The organism is Moritella dasanensis ArB 0140, assembly GCF_000276805.1.
GTDB lineage: Bacteria > Pseudomonadota > Gammaproteobacteria > Enterobacterales > Moritellaceae > Moritella > Moritella dasanensis.
The window spans coordinates 21,256-38,687 of the sequence record NZ_AKXQ01000004.1; the positions used below are offsets into that span (position 1 = coordinate 21,256).

The 17,432-nt window shown below is 41.7% G+C and carries 15 protein-coding genes; 9 read left to right on the top strand and 6 right to left on the bottom strand.

From position 1 onward, the window contains the following. Positions 1-128: 128 nt before the first annotated feature. The 3 genes from trpS to A923_RS0104195 are packed head-to-tail and all read left to right on the top strand — an operon-like array spanning position 129 to position 2,024. Entirely contained in the window at positions 129-1,187 is a 1,059-nt protein-coding gene (gene trpS, locus A923_RS0104185) for a tryptophan--tRNA ligase (RefSeq protein WP_017220399.1), read from the top strand. 13 nt (positions 1,188-1,200) lie between these two features. Further along, complete coding sequence (locus A923_RS0104190; RefSeq protein WP_017220400.1) at positions 1,201-1,512, top strand: cupin domain-containing protein; 312 nt, start codon at positions 1,201-1,203, stop codon at positions 1,510-1,512. A 53-nt stretch (positions 1,513-1,565) separates the two neighbouring features. Further along, on the top strand, positions 1,566-2,024 hold the full coding sequence (locus tag A923_RS0104195; protein WP_017220401.1) for a GNAT family N-acetyltransferase: 459 nt from the start codon (positions 1,566-1,568) through the stop codon (positions 2,022-2,024). 78 nt (positions 2,025-2,102) lie between these two features. Here A923_RS0104195 and A923_RS0104200 read toward each other — a convergent pair whose 3' ends face one another. Together A923_RS0104200 and A923_RS0104205 are read right to left on the bottom strand one after the other, a co-directional pair. Continuing rightward, the gene (locus A923_RS0104200; RefSeq protein ID WP_017220402.1) at positions 2,103-2,774 is read right to left on the bottom strand and encodes a LysE family translocator; all 672 of its coding nucleotides are present in this window, start codon (positions 2,772-2,774) and stop codon (positions 2,103-2,105) included. Between the two features lie 87 nt (positions 2,775-2,861). Further along, positions 2,862-3,704 (bottom strand): AraC family transcriptional regulator, encoded by an 843-nt coding sequence (locus A923_RS0104205; RefSeq protein WP_017220403.1) that lies wholly within the window; start codon positions 3,702-3,704, stop codon positions 2,862-2,864. Positions 3,705-4,074: 370 nt separating this feature from the next. Here A923_RS0104205 and A923_RS0104210 point away from each other — a divergent pair, with 370 nt between their 5' ends. Beyond that, entirely contained in the window at positions 4,075-5,331 is a 1,257-nt protein-coding gene (locus A923_RS0104210; protein WP_017220404.1) for an SLC5/6 family protein, read from the top strand. A 118-nt stretch (positions 5,332-5,449) separates the two neighbouring features. On the opposite strand, the gene queC is transcribed toward A923_RS0104210, so the two are convergent. Continuing rightward, the gene (gene queC, locus A923_RS0104215) at positions 5,450-6,178 is read right to left on the bottom strand and encodes a 7-cyano-7-deazaguanine synthase QueC (protein ID WP_017220405.1); all 729 of its coding nucleotides are present in this window, start codon (positions 6,176-6,178) and stop codon (positions 5,450-5,452) included. Between the two features lie 327 nt (positions 6,179-6,505). Here queC and A923_RS0104220 point away from each other — a divergent pair, with 327 nt between their 5' ends. The 3 genes from A923_RS0104220 to A923_RS0104230 all read left to right on the top strand — a co-directional run bounded on the left by A923_RS0104220 (position 6,506) and on the right by A923_RS0104230 (position 8,322). Then, a complete protein-coding gene (locus A923_RS0104220; RefSeq protein ID WP_017220406.1) occupies positions 6,506-7,123 on the top strand; it encodes a tetratricopeptide repeat protein in 618 nt (205 codons plus the stop codon). A gap of 104 nt (positions 7,124-7,227) precedes the next feature. Further along, positions 7,228-7,422: a DUF4250 domain-containing protein gene (locus tag A923_RS0104225; protein WP_017220407.1), complete on the top strand. Its 195-nt coding sequence runs from the start codon at positions 7,228-7,230 to the stop codon at positions 7,420-7,422. 123 nt (positions 7,423-7,545) lie between these two features. Continuing rightward, the gene (locus tag A923_RS0104230; protein ID WP_017220408.1) at positions 7,546-8,322 is read left to right on the top strand and encodes a M48 family metallopeptidase; all 777 of its coding nucleotides are present in this window, start codon (positions 7,546-7,548) and stop codon (positions 8,320-8,322) included. A 199-nt stretch (positions 8,323-8,521) separates the two neighbouring features. Here A923_RS0104230 and A923_RS0104235 read toward each other — a convergent pair whose 3' ends face one another. From A923_RS0104235 to A923_RS0104245, 3 genes are all read right to left on the bottom strand, one after another. Continuing rightward, positions 8,522-9,811 carry a DUF1214 domain-containing protein gene (locus A923_RS0104235; RefSeq protein ID WP_237716170.1) on the bottom strand — a complete coding sequence of 430 codons (1,290 nt, stop codon included), beginning with the start codon at positions 9,809-9,811 and terminating at the stop codon, positions 8,522-8,524. Between the two features lie 161 nt (positions 9,812-9,972). Next, positions 9,973-11,370 carry a BamA/TamA family outer membrane protein gene (locus A923_RS0104240; protein ID WP_017220410.1) on the bottom strand — a complete coding sequence of 466 codons (1,398 nt, stop codon included), beginning with the start codon at positions 11,368-11,370 and terminating at the stop codon, positions 9,973-9,975. Between the two features lie 122 nt (positions 11,371-11,492). Beyond that, entirely contained in the window at positions 11,493-12,242 is a 750-nt protein-coding gene (locus A923_RS0104245; protein ID WP_017220411.1) for an MBL fold metallo-hydrolase, read from the bottom strand. 220 nt (positions 12,243-12,462) lie between these two features. Between A923_RS0104245 and sbcD the strand changes: the two genes are divergently transcribed. After that, on the top strand, positions 12,463-13,701 hold the full coding sequence (gene sbcD / locus A923_RS0104250; protein WP_017220412.1) for an exonuclease subunit SbcD: 1,239 nt from the start codon (positions 12,463-12,465) through the stop codon (positions 13,699-13,701). Then, positions 13,701-17,372: an AAA family ATPase gene (locus A923_RS0104255; protein ID WP_017220413.1), complete on the top strand. Its 3,672-nt coding sequence runs from the start codon at positions 13,701-13,703 to the stop codon at positions 17,370-17,372. The genes sbcD and A923_RS0104255 overlap by 1 nt, the downstream gene beginning before the upstream one ends. The last annotated feature ends 60 nt before the right edge of the window (positions 17,373-17,432 follow it).

Genomic DNA, 17,432 nt, shown 5'->3' on the forward strand with positions numbered 1-17,432 from the left:
ATCACAACATCTTGGTGGCACTCTCTTCTATAAGAGCGGTGTTGAATACTTTTGTTCACAGATCGCCGGATGGCAGCTGATGAATAAATCGTAAGTATGTCTCCGGTAATTTATTTTGGAGATATACAATGAAAAACAATCAATCAATAGTTTTAAAGCAAGCATCTCATTTAGCCCCAAATACCGATATTAAAGAAAAAATTCTCACTGGCGATCGCGCTACTGGCTCTTTGCACCTCGGCCATTATGTCGGTTCCTTACAACAACGCGTTAAGCTACAGCATCAGTATCAGCAAACGATCTTAGTCGCTGACATGCAGGGGCTTACTGATAACGGCCATAATCCGCAAAAAGTATCATCAAATATTCTCAATGTTGTCGCGGACTATCTTGCCGCAGGCATCGATCCATTAAAAACCACGATCTGTTTACAATCAGGGATCCCTGCACTCGCAGAGCTAACGATGTATTATTCAAACTTGGTGTCTATTGCCCGTTTAGAACGTAATCCCACGGTTAAAAATGAGATCAAAAGTAAATCATTTGGCCGCTCTATTCCTGCTGGTTTCTTAACATATCCAATTAGTCAGGCAGCAGACATTACTGCATTTAAAGCTACATTAGTACCTGTGGGTGAAGATCAGTTACCCATGTTGGAACAGACCAATGAGATCGTCAGAAGATTAAACCATATTGCCCAGCAAAGCATTTTAGTTGAATGTAAGCCATTATTAAGTAAGGTTTCACGTTTACCGAGTGTCGATGGTAAAAGCAAAATGTCTAAATCGATGGGCAATACCATCATGCTAAGTTCAAGTGAAAAAGAGATCAGCAAAGCGGTGAAAGCCATGTATACAGATCCGAATCATTTACGTGTGTGTGATCCAGGGAAAATCGAAGGCAATGTGGTATTTACGTATTTAGATGCATTCCATCAAGATCAAGACTATGTGGCTAATTTAAAAGCGCAATATTCCGCTGGTGGTTTAGGTGATGGCACTGTTAAGAAGATCTTAGAAGAATGTTTACAAGATCTGCTAAAGCCAATTCGTCAGCGCCGAGAAGAATTCATCGCAGATCGCTCACAGCTAATTGCGATCTTGAAAGCAGGAACAGAACGCTCTCAAGATGAGTCTAATGAGGTATTACGTCAGGTAAAAAGTGCCTTTGGGTTAAATCTGTTTTAAAGGATGATTAAACATGCATAATATTTTTGATTCGATCCCCACAGATCTAAGTAACGAGGTATTTGAAGATCTCGTTAGCAGTGACAAGGTAACAATAGAACGTATTATCTCTAAAGGGCATACATCGCCAGATTTTGGTTGGTATGATCAAGAACAGCATGAGTGGGTTATTGTGCTTGCAGGTAGCGCAATTATCGGCTTTGATGACAAGCCATCAGTGACCTTGAAAGCGGGTGATTACCTTAATATCCCTGCACATCAAAAACACAAAGTGGCTTGGACAGATCCAAATGTTGAAACCATCTGGTTAGCAGTGCATTATTGAAGGCTCACGTTGTCATCAGCCAACTGTACAGAACATTACCAATGGGAACTGAAATGGAAATTCGAATTGATGATTTAACAGGTAAAGAAGTCGCGTTGTTGTTGCAAGAGCATCATCAAGACATGCTCGACCATACGCCTGCTGAAAGTGTGCATTCGTTAGATATTAGTGGATTACAGGCGCCAGAAGTGACCTTTTGGAGTGCGTGGATAGCGGGTGAACTTGCTGGCTGTGGTGCGATAAAAGTGATTGAAGCAGGGCATGCGGAGTTAAAATCAATGCGCACATCAAGTACCCATCTTCGACAAGGTGTTGCTCAGCGATTACTCAAACATATTATCACTTCAGCTCAGCAGCAAGGGATCACCAAAATGAGCTTAGAAACGGGTACGCCTGATTCATTCATACCTGCGCAAAAGTTATATCGCGATTTTGGTTTTAATGAATGCGCGCCGTTTGCTGACTATTGTGAAGACCCGTACAGTCTGTATATGACCAAAGAATTAGGTTGATGGCTTTAGCAGCCTTGAGCAATTCTCGGTGTACCCAAATTATGATCAAGGCGCTAAGCTAATGGCATTAAATATGACTTAAATAGTCGTTTCGCTAAAGACCATCACGCCTTCAAGTAAGTTGTACATGATCGCAGTTGATACCGTCATAAACAGTAAGCCGGTAACCAAGTTGATTGCAGGTGCCGCTTTTTGTACGCGCGTTTGTACCGCTGGTTTTGATAAAATTAACGCGATAAATACAAACCATATTAGTGACAGTACTAACATGATAACGGTTGCGACTAATTTCGTCATCAGGCTCACATCGGGCGTGATCATCGCCGAAAATAAGACGATGAAAAACACCATACATTTCGGATTTAATAAGTTAGTCCAAAGCCCTTGCATGAAACCTTGTGTTGGCGTTAATTTATTTAATTTTAGTTGGTTACCATCGACAGATACTCTCGCCTTCCAATGTTGGATTGCGCCTTTTACTGCGCCAAACCCCATCCATGCTAAGTAACTTGCACCCATCATTTGTACGATAATATACAAGGTTTGTGAGCTCTTAATAATCAGACTCACGCCAGTCAAACTCAAAATAGTATGAATTAAAATAGCAATCGAGATACCTACAGCGGATGCGATAGCGGTGTTGCGAGATTCTTGGCTAGCGAGTTTTACCACCAAAGCAAAGTCTGGACCTGGGCTCGCTAATGCGACCGCGTGGATAATAGCGAGAGATAACAGCAGTTCGATGTTCATTGATAAACCTTAATATAGTAATTATGCCGCTATATTGCAGTGTAAAAGAAAACCATTATAGGAAAAAATTGCAGTCAAAGATTAAATTTACAGCACACGACGCTGAAAGTGAGATGGGGTAATCAGGTAGGCATTTTTGAATGCTTTATTAAAATGGCTTTGATCAAAAAAACCAACTTGATGGGCGACATCAGATAGGTTTCCGCCTTTCATTAATGCTTTCTTGGCATATTCTAAACGCACTCGTTTTAAGTAAGCGTGCGGTGTCATGCCCATTGATTGTTTGAATTGACGTAAAAACTGAAATTTACTGAGATCCAGGTTTTGTGCTAATTCATCTAATTGAAATGATTGACTTGGTTCATCATGAAACAAGGCTCTGATGTAGTTTAACTGCTGGGTCGAAAGCTTTTTTGTCGAGGAATATTGTTGTACAGGTATTCCACCATTATGGATAAATAGCTCGGTGATAAAAGCCATCATGGTGGTTTCAATCTGCAATTTTGCACTGCTAACTTGCTCTGTCGTTAACAGTTGATGTAAATGTAAAAATGCATTTGATAGTACCGCATTGTTAACTAAAGGCGCGTTAAAGAAGGTTTCTGATTGATTCATTTCTCGGCTAATATCATTAACATAATCAACAGGTAATGCCATGACATGGGATTGATAACCGCCAAGGGTGATATTGTCGCCGTTATGCGCTTCATCTGGATTTAAAGTTGAGATAAAACCGGGCGCAAGGTGATACACCTTACCTTGGTGGCTATATTGCTGGCAGCCGCTGGTGACAATACCAATGTGGTAATCAAGATGCACATGGCGCTCGAAAGAAAATTTTTCAACATTCGCTGAGCTTAACTCAATATTAGGCAGGATAGGGTTGTGCCAATATTCAATTTTCTCTATTTTTTTCCCATCGACACTCATCTACACGCTCATATTTTTAGATATACGGTCTTCATTTACACGAACTAAGCCATTAACTACCTATGTTAACAGTTAGTGGCCACTTGATTATAGTAAATAATTGCACAGCCTTTTGGGGATTATTATCTGAACAGCGAAATATCATGATCACTATTCTGACGTTATTTCATCACCATATGTGTACTGGTACCTACAAAGTTGTAAGTTTGATGTGACACGTGTTGCATTATGGTTAACAATACTTTACATCGTTATAAACCCTATGTATTGTCCTTGTCACTGGTTTTGACGCTTTATGTAGTCAAGATATCTATATTTACATTGTTAACCAGATAGATACACTGCATTAAATATACCCAAGGATTAATACGTGTTAAATATTAAAAGTAGTCAATCTAATTCTAATTCAGCATCTTCTAGTTGGAACGCGCATGATACTAAGTGGACGCTTAGTTTATTTGGTACCGCTGTAGGGGCTGGCATACTGTTTTTACCTATCAATATTGGTGCTGGTGGATTTTGGCCACTTATTATTATGGCTCTACTTGCTGGGCCGATGACTTTTTTCGCACACAGAGGTTTATCTCGATTCGTGCTTTCCTCTAAGCATCCTGAAGCTGATTTTACCGATGTGGTTGAGGAGCACTTTGGTCCGAATGCGGGTCGTATTATCTCTGTGCTTTATTTTCTCTCTATTTATCCTATCTTACTGATTTATGGTGTTGGCTTAACCAATACGGTCGATAGCTTTATCGTTAATCAGCTTGGCTTTGCATCACCATCTCGTGTATTGCTATCTGGTGTATTGGTTGCTGGTATGGTCGGTGTAATGATGGGAGGAGAAAAACTCGTTCTTAAAGCGTTTGAGATCATCGTGTATCCATTGGTACTTATTCTTGCTGGACTATCAATCTACATGATCCAAGATTGGCAAGTGCCTGACGTATCAATGGCGACGGATATGGCTGAGTTTTCGCGTACATTATGGTTAGCGGTACCAGTTACTGTATTTGCGTTTAGCCATGCTGCGGCAATTTCTAGTTTTACCACGGCACAAAAGCGCCATTACGGTAAACAAGCAGGGCTAAAATCAGAACAGATCCTGAAGCGTACGTCGATTATGCTTATTTCGTTTGTGGTCTTTTTTGTTTTTTCTTGTGTGTTTAGCCTAACGCCAGCGCAGTTGCTAGAAGCTAAAATACAAAACATATCTGTTTTATCGTATCTTGCAAATGTGAAAGATAACGCCTTGATTGCTTCTTTAGGTCCTTTAATCGCTTTCATTGCAATTACATCATCATTCTTTGGGCATTTTTTAGGGGCGCGAGAAGGTCTAAATGGCCTAATACGTAAACAAGTCAACATGAAACCTGCGGCGATAAATAAGCTGACTATTTTTATATTGTTTACCAGTATCTGGGCTGTTTCAGTGATGAATCCAAGTATATTAAATATGATGGAAATGTTTTCTGGCCCGGTTATTGCGATGATTTTGTTTGTGATGCCGATGTATGCGATACACAAAGTCGAAGCATTGGCTCAATACCGTGGCGCGTTAAGTAACATCTTCGTGATGACGATGGGGTTGATTGCCATCTCAGCGTTAATATTTAACGTGTTCTTATAAGTATGACGGAATAATAAAAGAAGGGAATGTCAGTTTCTTGAAGAGGACTCAATTGCATATGTGTAAATGGCACAGGCAATTGAGTCTTATTGTTTATTACAAACAGTTATGACAACGCTTATGACGTAGCTTGAATACTCGCTAAACGCGGCAACTTGCCTTTTAGTGCTGTGATATGCAATGTCTTGTTAGACAGATAATCATTCAGTCCATTGTTACGTAATAGACACGCAGGGCAGTCGCCACAACCTTTCCCAACAACACCGTTATAACAAGTCAGTGATTGGTGCGTCACAAAATCAAGTTCGTCATGCAAGTCTGCAAGTGCCCATGTTTCTGCTTTGTTTAACCACATTAAGGGTGTTTCAAATTTAAAGTCTTTCGCCATGCCTAAGTTACAAGCCTGGTTAATCGATTTAATGAATTCATCGCGACAATCAGGGTAACCAGAAAAATCTGTCTCACATACGCCAGTGATAACCGTGTTAGCACCGACTTGGTAAGCATAGATACTTGCCAGCGTCATGAAGATGATATTACGACCTGGGACAAAAGAATTCGGTAAGCCATTATCCATTAGCTCGTGAGATACGGATATATCGTCACGTGTTAATGAGCTAATTGCGAGTTCACCAAGCACATCAGCATTAATGATTTTATGATTTTTAACACCGAAATAAGCCGCTGTTTTCTTCGCTACCTCGATCTCTTGGCTATGGCGCTGGCCATAATCAAAGGTAATACAGTCTACACTGTCATAACGTTGCAGTGCATCGACTAAACAAGTAGTGCTATCTTGACCACCACTGAATACTAATACGGCTTTGTTTGCTGTCTGCTGTGACATTTTTTGTCCTTATATCTATCATAGTAATGCCTTAATGAGGCGATAATAGCACAAGAATATTCAAACACGGCTAAATCGGTGGTTAAAGTCGCTTAAACAATTGCCTGTCACTGGTTAAAAAAAAACGTAGTAATAGCAACTAGGCAGGATTGATTTGTTTCGGTAGAATGTACTACTGCTGTATATAAACATAGTTGTATAAAGGTGTTTTTTTATAAATCTGTCCTTGTATAAATAGACTCTTGTATAAATACAGCGGCACAGTGGTCAATTTTATCTATCAGTCGGCTCTTGCTGGCTTTTTGTTTTTTATTGGTAAGCACAAGCATGTCAAATAATACTAAAAATACGCAATCAAAGCCGAAGGATCCCGGTTTACAAATTATCTCTGAAGCAGAGCAGGGCAGTCCTTTTTCGCAACTTGCAGCGGCAGATATGTGCTATGCGAGAAGCAATTTTGATGACGCCTTTTATTGGTACAGCATTGCGGTGCGCTCATTTACCAGTAATCCTGATGCGTACTCAGCAGAAGTGATTAAGTATGAAGTATCTGCAGCAGAATGTAACCTTGCAGGTATGTTCTTTAATGGACTTGGCACTGACTCAGATAAGATCCAAGCGTTTAGACTGTACGCAGAAGCGGCGCGTAAGCGTTATGTGAAAGCACAAGTACAGCTAGGCATGATGTATGTGTACGCCGAAGGCATTCAGCAACACTACGGTTTAGGTTATGCTTGGCTTAATGCTGCCCAACTCAATGGCGAAGATAATAAAGACATTAAGAAAGTGTTGAAAATGATCGAAGCTAAAATGGATCGTAAAGCATTGGATAATGCCCGTAAAATGTCAGAACAATGGATTGATGAAGCGATTTTAGAAAAACTCGCGCAACGTAAGAAAACCCGTTTTTCGTTCATCAGCAATTGGTTTAAAAAGTCTAAATAAGACATCAATCATATAATGAAAGAATAATACGTTAACATTACCTGTAAAATTATCTGCACTCTTCTAAACTTAACTTATCGACATATTATTGATAGGTGATGAAGATGGATTTAAGTAATTTTGAACAAATGGATACCGCGATATTACTGGGTATTGTTAACGAAAAACTACGATTAGAATGTCCTGACCTACATGATCTGTCGGCGTCTTATGACATGCCCACCGAAGCTCTCGCTAATAAACTCGATACACTGGGTTATCATTACGACACAAAAACTAACCAGTTTAAAAGCTTTTAGTCGATTAGGTTTGGCTAACATTTTACTATTGCTAATACCCTCCTTATACTGGCTGGATAGAAAATTATCTATTTACCGAAAAAACAATTTATCGGTAAAATAATAAGCCAATATGGAGGGCGCATGTTTAAACAAGTTTTACCTTTAGTCGTATTATCATCTTTAGTTGTCGGCTGTACAGCATCGCCAACAGGCCGTAATCAAGTATTGTTATATTCAAGCGGTGACATGACGCAGCTTGGCGCGCAGTCATTTGATCAAATCAAACAACAAGAAAAAATAAACACAGATCCTAAACTGAATAACTACGTGCAATGTATCGCTGATACTTTGACGCACTATGTCGATCAACCCACTAACTGGGATGTGGTCATTTTTGATAGCCCACAAGTGAATGCCTTTGCCCTGCCGGGTGGTCATATCGGTGTATATACTGGATTACTCAAAGTAGCCAAAACACCATCTCAATTAGCTGCGGTGATGGGACATGAAATTGTTCACGTGACGGCGAATCACAGTAACGAGCGCTTATCACAATCTAAAATTACCAATATTGGGTTGCAGGTAACTGATTACGCTTTGCAAAATCAAGAATACAAAGACACGGCAATGCAAGCGCTCGGTTTAGGCCTACAGTATGGCGTGGTATTACCGTACGGACGTACACAAGAATCTGAAGCGGATATTGTCGGTTTAAAATTGATGGCGAAAGCGGGTTTTGATCCTGAAGAAAGTATTGCGTTGTGGCAGAACATGGCGGCGGCATCGGGTGGCGAACAACCGCCGGAACTATTATCAACGCATCCATCACACGATACCCGTATCAAAGATTTACGTAAGGCTATCGCCAAACTACCTGCAGAATATCGTCGACCAAAAGAGTTAAGCTGCAGCTATTAATCGTAAATAGTGAGGCGTTTATCATTGGCCGTTATGTGCTAAATTGCTGATTTTAAATGATTGATTAAGCGATTGATAAAGCTATTGATAAAACTGTTGATAAAAAAGGGGGCGATGCATGCTTTCTACCCGAGATAGCCATGACATCGCCCTTATTGCTGTTAATACTTAAAGCCTAATGTTGTAACGCAAGTCGATATTACCAAGTCTGGTAACGTTGAGCGGCATGCTGTTGGCGTGATGTTAATTGCTGTTTACGTTGTTCTGTATTAAACATCGGAATGTCTGCAGGTAAATGCTGGCGTAACTCGCTAAGCTTCACTAATTTCGTTTCTGGTGTTGTCGAGGTAATGAGTTTGTCATCAACCCCACTTTGAATACGTAACATCAACACACCAGTCGGTGTACTGCTGGTATCCAGCCAATCTTGGATGCCTGGATCTTGTGGTGACGCAACGATGTAGTAGAAACCATCATCACTTTTATAAGCCTGGGCTTTACCATTAAGACCCCAAGACACACTGCTTTGTTTGTTTACCCAGTCTGGTGATGCAGCCCAGTAGTTCATGACATGGAAGCCGTTATAATCAGATTCTATTTCAGGTAGTTTAATAATCAGCGCTTCGTCTTCTTTTACATCATAGTGACCGACGCTGTTATATTGACCGAGAATACCGATGTCACCCGTTGGGCGGAATGTGATCAAGGTATTCTCTGGTAACCATGAGATCTTATCGGCAAAATCAGGCCAGAATGTACCTTGACGTTTTACCATAGACGTTGCGTTGTTAATTCGCTCTGTTAATGACGCTGCGCTGTCTGGTCTACTTGCAACCCCTTCACTGCCAATACGCTTGATATGAATGTTACCTGCAGATTCTGTTTTCCAATCAGCATGAGTGTAACGGGCGATCACAATCAGATTTTGCTGTTGTTGTGGCAACGCCATCCAGTTACCAGCCACTTTATCCTTACTTATTGTCACACTAAAGTTACCATCGGCATCAAATGTCATGTGGTTATCATCCAGAACGGAAACTGCACCTTGTGGATTCGCTGCTTCAAATAACTCTAATAAAAAGTCAGCGCTGGTGCCACGATTCCCCGTGACGATATAGACATTATTACCCTTTTTATTACTTAAATTTGCCGCGCGGTAATACGTATCGGGATTATCAATACCAATGCGTTTACCGGGATCAAGTAAGTTACGAAAATGTGGGTAACTACCATCACCACCTGCAATCGCGCCACTCATTGCGGCGTTGGTGATTGCTGATAATAGTTCATAAGCGTCGACACGATGTTGTGGATCGCGCTGGTAAATACTGCTGTCGCGAAATTGCTGCTCAACATCACCGAGGGTGCGGTAGAACTCTGCCCAAGCTTGTTCTAATTCTTGTTGCGCCACTACATCAGACTGAATATCACTTTGCGATGGCGTGTCTGCTGTGTTAGCACAGGCGGTGAGCAAACCTGCTAGTAGCAAGCTGCTAGCTATTTTGGTGCAGGGATGGCTTATTAAATTAAATGACCTTGTTTTAAATAACATAGGGATTATATTATCCTATTTGTTCAATTTAGAAATATGGTAATGAACTACAGTTCTGTTTCCATACAGTATTTATCTATAGTGTTATGTGCGTATTATTAAAAAGCTTCTGTGAAATTAAAGTAGAAACCACTACCAAATTCACTCATGCCTAAATCTAGGCGAATGTTCATTTTTGGTTGGATTTGATAACGATAACCAACGCCGTAACTTAAGAATAAATCGTCAGATAGCTTATCGACACTCTCGCCGACACCGCCAATACCAGACCATAATGTCATGCCGTGATTGGATGGTAAGCCGTTAGTGCGGCTAAAGGTATGACGCCATTCAACCGTGGTTTCAAAGGCTGATTTTTCAATAAATTGGCCTTTAAAAATACCGCGCATTGAATTGGCACCACCCAAGGTCGCAAGGTCATAAAAAGGCACATCACCTTTCGTTGCTTGGAACTGAGTAAAGCTGGCAATAGTATTGGTTGGGTTAAAGCTGTAATAAGAGCGGAACTCGACATTAGCTTTATAATAATCACTGTCAGAGCCAATTTTTTCATTAAAATTTAAGTAATTCGTTTTGAAATAGATGCCTTCTTTGGCGTTCACGGCAAAATCACGTGAATCATATTCCAATACTAACCCTAAACCCAATGTAAACGGCTTGTCGGCATAATCTTGAAAGTCTTGGTCTGCTAAAATGTAGTCAGATTGTTCCGTCACTTTCACATAATTCATTTCAGTGTTCGCACCAAGGTACCAGTCACCGAAGACTCGATAAGCAAGGCTACCGATATATTCACCACGATTAGCATCATACGTAGTGTCTTCACCCATCTCTACCGTAGAGCCTTTGTCATAACCAACACCAAAGTATTGCGATGACTGCTGACCGAAGTTGACCACACCTTCATATTTAGTGTTGTTGTGGTTAAAGAAGATGTTTTGTTTCGACTGAAAACCATAACCCATGCTGCCATTAGTCGGGAAGTTGACCATTAAAAATCCGGTCACACTTGAGCGTTGTAAATCTATGTCATTGCTATCAGTGGTAAAAGAGTACAGGCCACCACCGGCCAATAAAGCACCTTGCTCGGGTGTATAAGCAGGACCACCTAGTAGACTAAACATGCTATCGCCATTCTTTTCACGTAATGGTTTGATGGCGTAATCGAGATCTTCAGCGTATTGGCTTAACACCGCTTTATCTTCAGTGTCTTCGGCGTGTTTGGCTAAGTTACTCACGTACGTTTGTGCGTCGTTATAATTAGCGATAATTTGTTGTACGTCATCTTCAGATTGATAACGTGGCAATTCTGCATACAAAGTGGGTAATTGGGTACGCTTCGCGGCAAGTAAGGTATCTGGCGATTGCGTGGTTAACCGCGTTTTAACTTCGCTCGCAGCTTGGCTTATCTCGTCACTTGAAGGGATTGGATTTGTTGCACAACCGACAACGGCAGTGATAGACAGTAATAATATCGTTGGATTATGCAATTTCATAATAACACCACTAAGAATTTTAGAGTGCGATAATAATGCTTAGATAGGGTTGTACATATGTTGTTTATAAAAAAAAGTCGCTAAACGAAATATTTTTAGGTTCTCTTTATTGTTATTGCTGTTTATTTTATTGGCCTGCGCTTGGTCAGTTTATTTTTAATCACATTGACGACAGTAAGTGGGTGATTTGTGCTCTTATCTATCAAGCGCTGAATGTCTTCAGGGTTAATTTCGGTATAACCATCGTGCGCCATTAAGATTTTACTGATGTTGAGTTGTAATAATTTGTTCAGTGACTGCTTGTAGGCATCGGGCTGATAGATGGGGAAAGGGGAGGCGAACTTATTGCGCAGTTTTAAGATCATATCACCGACATACATCTGCTGCGTTGGTTGGTGTAAAAATGATAAATCACGGTCGGTATGTCCGGGCGTAAAGTGCACCATCCAATCATCAAAGTCAGGGACGCTGGTTTGGTCTTGTAAAATAATATCCGGTTTAAGGTAGGGATGGTAATAAATGTTTTGCAGTTTTTTACCTTTACGGCGCGCGACATATAACGCCAACATGACATCAATGGTATGTGCCACTCGGCCTTTGAATCCCTGATACCACTGCTTCTCAAAACCCACTGACGCAATTTTACAGCCAAACTGTTTACGTAATAAGTGCGCGCCGCCAGCATGGTCTGGGTGCATATGTGATACCAATACGAGTGTTAAATCCGCCATATCACGCTTGAGTGTATCGGTAATGAAGGATTTTATTGTTGCTACATCACAACGACAGCCGCCATCAAGCAATAATAACCTGTCTGGATATTCAACTAATAGAATCGTTTGAATATAGCCTTTAATCTGGTGTATCTGCATGGACGCTACTGCTTTTATAATATGGGATGGTGAAACGATCTCAGCTCAGGGCTGTTATTTTCGTACCGGACGCCTATTCTCGCACAGTTCGATGCTGATAAAATCGTGGTATGTTAAATTTTTGTAACTTAAGCGATTAATCTTAAAACAACTGGAAGTAAAACCAGTATTTATCTACACTAGCGATAGCTTACCTTTACCGCTAGGAAACCAACGTTTCATGAAAATACTGCACACCTCAGATTGGCACCTTGGCCAGCATTTCATTACTAAAAGCCGCGCTAACGAACACAGTTGTTTTATGGCTTGGTTGCTCGAACAGATAGAACAGCATCAAGTCGATGCAGTTATTGTCGCGGGTGACATTTTTGATACCGGTACGCCGCCAAGTTATGCGCGCGAGTTATACAATAGTTTTGTTGTCGCGATCAGCAAAGTGCAGTGCCAGTTAATTATTCTAGCGGGTAATCATGATTCCGTGGCGACATTAAATGAATCAAAGCAATTATTATCGCAACTCAATACCCAAGTTATCTCGAGTGTGTCGCTGGATTTAGAGCAGCAGGTTTTAACATTAAAAAATAGAGCTGGCGACGTCGGCGCATTACTTTGCGCTGTCCCGTTTGTACGTCCGCGAGACGTGATGCAAAGTGAAGCATGGCAGTCTGGCACTGAAAAGCAGCAACGTTTAGGTTCGGCTATTACTGAACATTATGCTGGCTTGTATCAGCTGGCACAGCAAAAACGTGAAGCTCTTGGCATTGCAGTACCGGTTATTGCTACTGGCCATTTGACCGCATTAGGTGTATCGGTGACTGAGTCGGTTCGTGATATTTACATTGGTACGCTGGAAGCATTCCCTGCTAATCAATTCCCTGCTGCAGATTACATTGCCCTTGGTCATATTCATCGCGCGCAGAAAGTCGCTAAGTCAGAACATATTCGTTATAGCGGTTCGCCAATTCCATTAAGTTTTGATGAAGTGAAGCAGCAAAAGAGCGTTAATTTAGTCAGCTTTTCACAAGGGAAGTTAGATGCGGTAACGGAATTAACCATTCCCCAGTTTCAGCCTATGCAAGTATTGAAAGGCAACCTAGAAAGTATTGAAGCGCAATTAGCCCAGTTTAAAACTCACGAAGGTGAACTGCCGGTTTGGCTAAGCATTGAAGTGCAAGAACAAGATTATTTAACCGATTTACAAACTCGTATCGAAATGATGACTACTGACTTATCTGTTGAAGTATTACAAGTGCGTCGTGCCCGTAAAGACAGAGAGCAGCATTTGCATAGCCCAGTAAAAGAAACCTTATCAGAATTGTCGGTCAATGATGTTTTTCAACGTTGTTTAGAAGGCGTTGAATTTACTACTGATGCGGAAATTGCCCGTAAATCACGTATCGAGTTAGCGTTTAGCCAAATTGTTGAGCAAGTAGAGCATGCAACTCAGGAGGAGAAATAATGAAGATTAAACGTCTTTCCTTTAAAAATATTAACTCGTTAAAAGGTGAGTGGCAGCTTAACTTCGACCAAGAACCCTTTTTAAGTAATGGTTTGTTTGCTATTACAGGACCAACGGGCGCGGGTAAAACTACGATTTTAGATGCGATCTGTTTGGCCTTGTATCACGAGACACCACGACTGGCAATATCGAAATCTCAGAACGAGGTCATGACCCGTAATACGGCGGAATGTGCAGCTGAAGTTGAATTTGAAGTTCAGGGTAAAGGTTACCGTGCCAGCTGGAGTCAGCGCCGAGCTAAAAATAGTCCGGAGGGTAATTTACAAGACATGAAGGTAGAGTTAGCTGAGGTGGTGTCGGGTGACATTCTTGCTAGCCAAATTAATTTGAAAAAGCAGCTGGTGGCTGAGATCACGGGATTGGATTTTTCACGTTTCCGTAAATCTATGTTGTTATCGCAAGGGGAATTTGCTGCGTTTTTGAACGCCAAAGCGAACGACCGCGCGGAGTTATTAGAAGAACTGACTGGTACCGAAATTTACGGCCAGATCTCGCAAGCGGTATTTGAAAGCCATAATGTAGCGAAAGCAGAGTTAGATAAATTACGCGCTAAAGCGGATGGCGTTAACTTACTCAATGACGAGCAACGCGCCGAGATTGTCACTGAACAAAGCAATGTCGAAATCTTAGTGACCGATTTAACGCAGCAGCAAACCAGTTTACAACAGCAGAAGCAATGGCGTGATCAACTGGGAAAAGCACAAGTCAGCGTCACTGACGCGCAAGTAAGTTTAGCGAATGCAGAACAACAGGCTATAACGCAACAGCCCGAATTAAATAGATTAGAACAAGCTGAACCTGCAGAAGCATTACGTTTACCTTTTACCCATTTAAGCCAAGCCAATACAAAACTAGCGGCGTTAGAACAGCAGCAGCAGATATTACAAACGTCAGTTGTTACCGCGCAAACGGCGGTTGCTGATAACCAACTAAAACTGCAATCGAGCCAAACACAACTTGATGCCAGCAAGCAACAAAGCCAAGCACAAGAAACATTAATCAATGAGCAGATCATGCCATTGGATAATGATTGTGCGCAGTTAAGCAAAGAGCAGCTGCAATTAACATCACAACAGCAACAGCAAAATACTGAACTGCAAACAACCCAACAGAGCTTCGCTACATTAACGCGCACAGCAGAAACAGCGAAGGCTACGGTCAATGCATGCCAAGACTATCAACAGCAACATGCCCAAGATGCGCAGTTAAGTACCCGATTACCGTTATGGCAAAGCCAGATACAACAATGTAATCAACAGCAAACACATGTCACGTCGCTGCAACAGCAAGTGGTTGCTAATCAGCAATCATTACAACAAAGCGTTAGCGCGCAGCAGCAGTTAGCGAACAAGGTGACTGTCAATGCAGAGCGTGAATCATCGGTAAAGTACGCGGTTAATCAAGCGCAGCAGCATGTAGCCGATTTACTCGCTGGTGATGACTTAATCGAGCTTGAACAGGCTTTGAGCCAACAATCACGTTTGCAGGGCATTGTTGATCAGCTATCGGGTTTACAACAGCGTTACCTGGGCGAGTCGCAAGAGTTTGAAACTAACCAAGCAAGCATGGTTGCACTAGAGCAACAACTTGCCGGTATTAATGTTGAGATCAGTGCCAAGCGCGAGTTGTTTAAAAGTAAAAAGAACGAATTGAATGATGTTCAGCGTTTATTAGAACAAGAACAGAAAATTGCCAGCCTAGAACAATTGCGCAGCCAGTTAGAAGTAGGGCAAGCTTGTCAGTTATGTGGTTCGACTGAGCATCCACTGATCGCTGAATATCAGCACATAGCCGATTCATTGACTGTGCAACGTAAGAGCCAGTTAGATCTCGATTTAAAACAGATAGAAACCGAGGGCGGAGAGCTTAAAAATAGCTTGGTCGAAGCCAATACCAAGCTGGATAACTTTAATCGTCGTAATGCGACATTACAGCCACAGTTAGGATCCTTGATTGCGCAATGGCAGGATCATAATCAGCAGCTTAACGCTAACCTGATGATCGCAGATAGCGCTAATACTCAGGCATTTATCCAGCAGCAAGGCATGCAACTTACGCAGTTATCACAACGTATTCAAGCCTTAAAAACCGCGAACATACAGTTACAAAATACGCAGCTAACCTTAACGGAATTCGATAAGAACAGTGCACAGCTGCAACATCAAATAGAGTTAGTGAACCGTGATGTAAAAGCCGCGCAAGATGCTGAGCAGAAGTTAACACAAGACGCCCTGCAACAAGCGCAAGTATTAACGGAACTACAACAAGCTTTAATTAATAGCGTGACCGAGTTAGGCCTTACGTTACCGGAATGGACGCAGCTTGATAACTGGTTAGTACAATGCCAGCAAGCACTGCAAACGTGGGAACAACAAGCGCAGTTATTACAATCGGCGAATGAGCAGTATGTCGGGGCAGAAAGTCAGTTAACACCTTTACGTCAGCAGTTGACGAAATTGGACGTTGCGATAGCGCAGACATCAGAAACATTGTCTAGTTTGTCTGTGGCTCTAACGGCTAAACAGCAGCAACGTCAGCAGTTATTCGGTCAGCGCAGCGTGGCAGATGCAAGACAAGCAATGCAGCAGCAATTAACTACCGCAGAACAAGCATATCAAGCCTGTTCAATGCAAAGTAATGCATTATCGAATCAGTTGCATGCACAGCAAGGTGAATTGACGACATTACAGCAAGGTTTGACGCAGCAACAGCAAGAATCAAGCGACTGTTTAGCGACGTGGCAACTGGCATTAGCTGCAAGTCCTTTTACTACTGAAACTGAGTTTAACCAAGCGTTATTACCAGCAGAAGAAAAGCAACGTTTATTGGCGCTTAAATCACAGCTAACCGCGACGCTAACTCGTTGTCAGGCGCTGTTTGAACAAGCCAATGAGCATTTGCTTACACTGCAACAGACACCATTAACTGAATTAGACATTGCCACTCTGGTTGCTCAGTTAGACGAGATCACTACTCAGCTAAACCAAGGTTTACAGCGTCAAGGTGAGTTAAAGCAGCGCCTTGCTGATGATGCCGCTCGTAGCGCTGATTTAGCTGATTTCTATCAGCAGATTAAAGATTGTGAAGCTGACTACGATGATAAAGCCTATCTACATAGCTTGATTGGCTCGAAAGACGGCAGTAAGTTCCGCCGCTTCGCGCAGGGCTTAACGCTGGATCATCTGGTTACTTTAGCCAACCAACAATTAGACCGTTTACACAGTCGTTATCAGTTGCAACGTAAACTAGCCTCTGGCTCTGAAGCATTGGCACTACAGGTCGTGGATACTTGGCTCGCTGATGCAGTACGTGATACCAAAACCTTATCCGGCGGTGAAAGCTTCTTAGTGAGCTTGGCACTGGCGCTAGGCTTGTCTGACTTGGTTAGCCATAAGACCAGCATTGACTCGTTATTCCTTGATGAAGGCTTTGGTACGCTCGATGCGGAGACATTAGACATCGCTTTGGATGCACTCGATAACTTAAATGCGTCAGGAAAAATGATTGGTGTTATTAGTCACGTTGAAGCATTGAAAGAGCGTATTCCAGTGCAAGTTAAAGTGAACAAGGGCAGTGGGTTAGGGTTGAGCTCGTTTACAGTTGTTAGTTAGTTAGTTTTTAGGTGTATTAATTTAATTAGAAGCGTGTTGTATATAAATTTTCATAACACG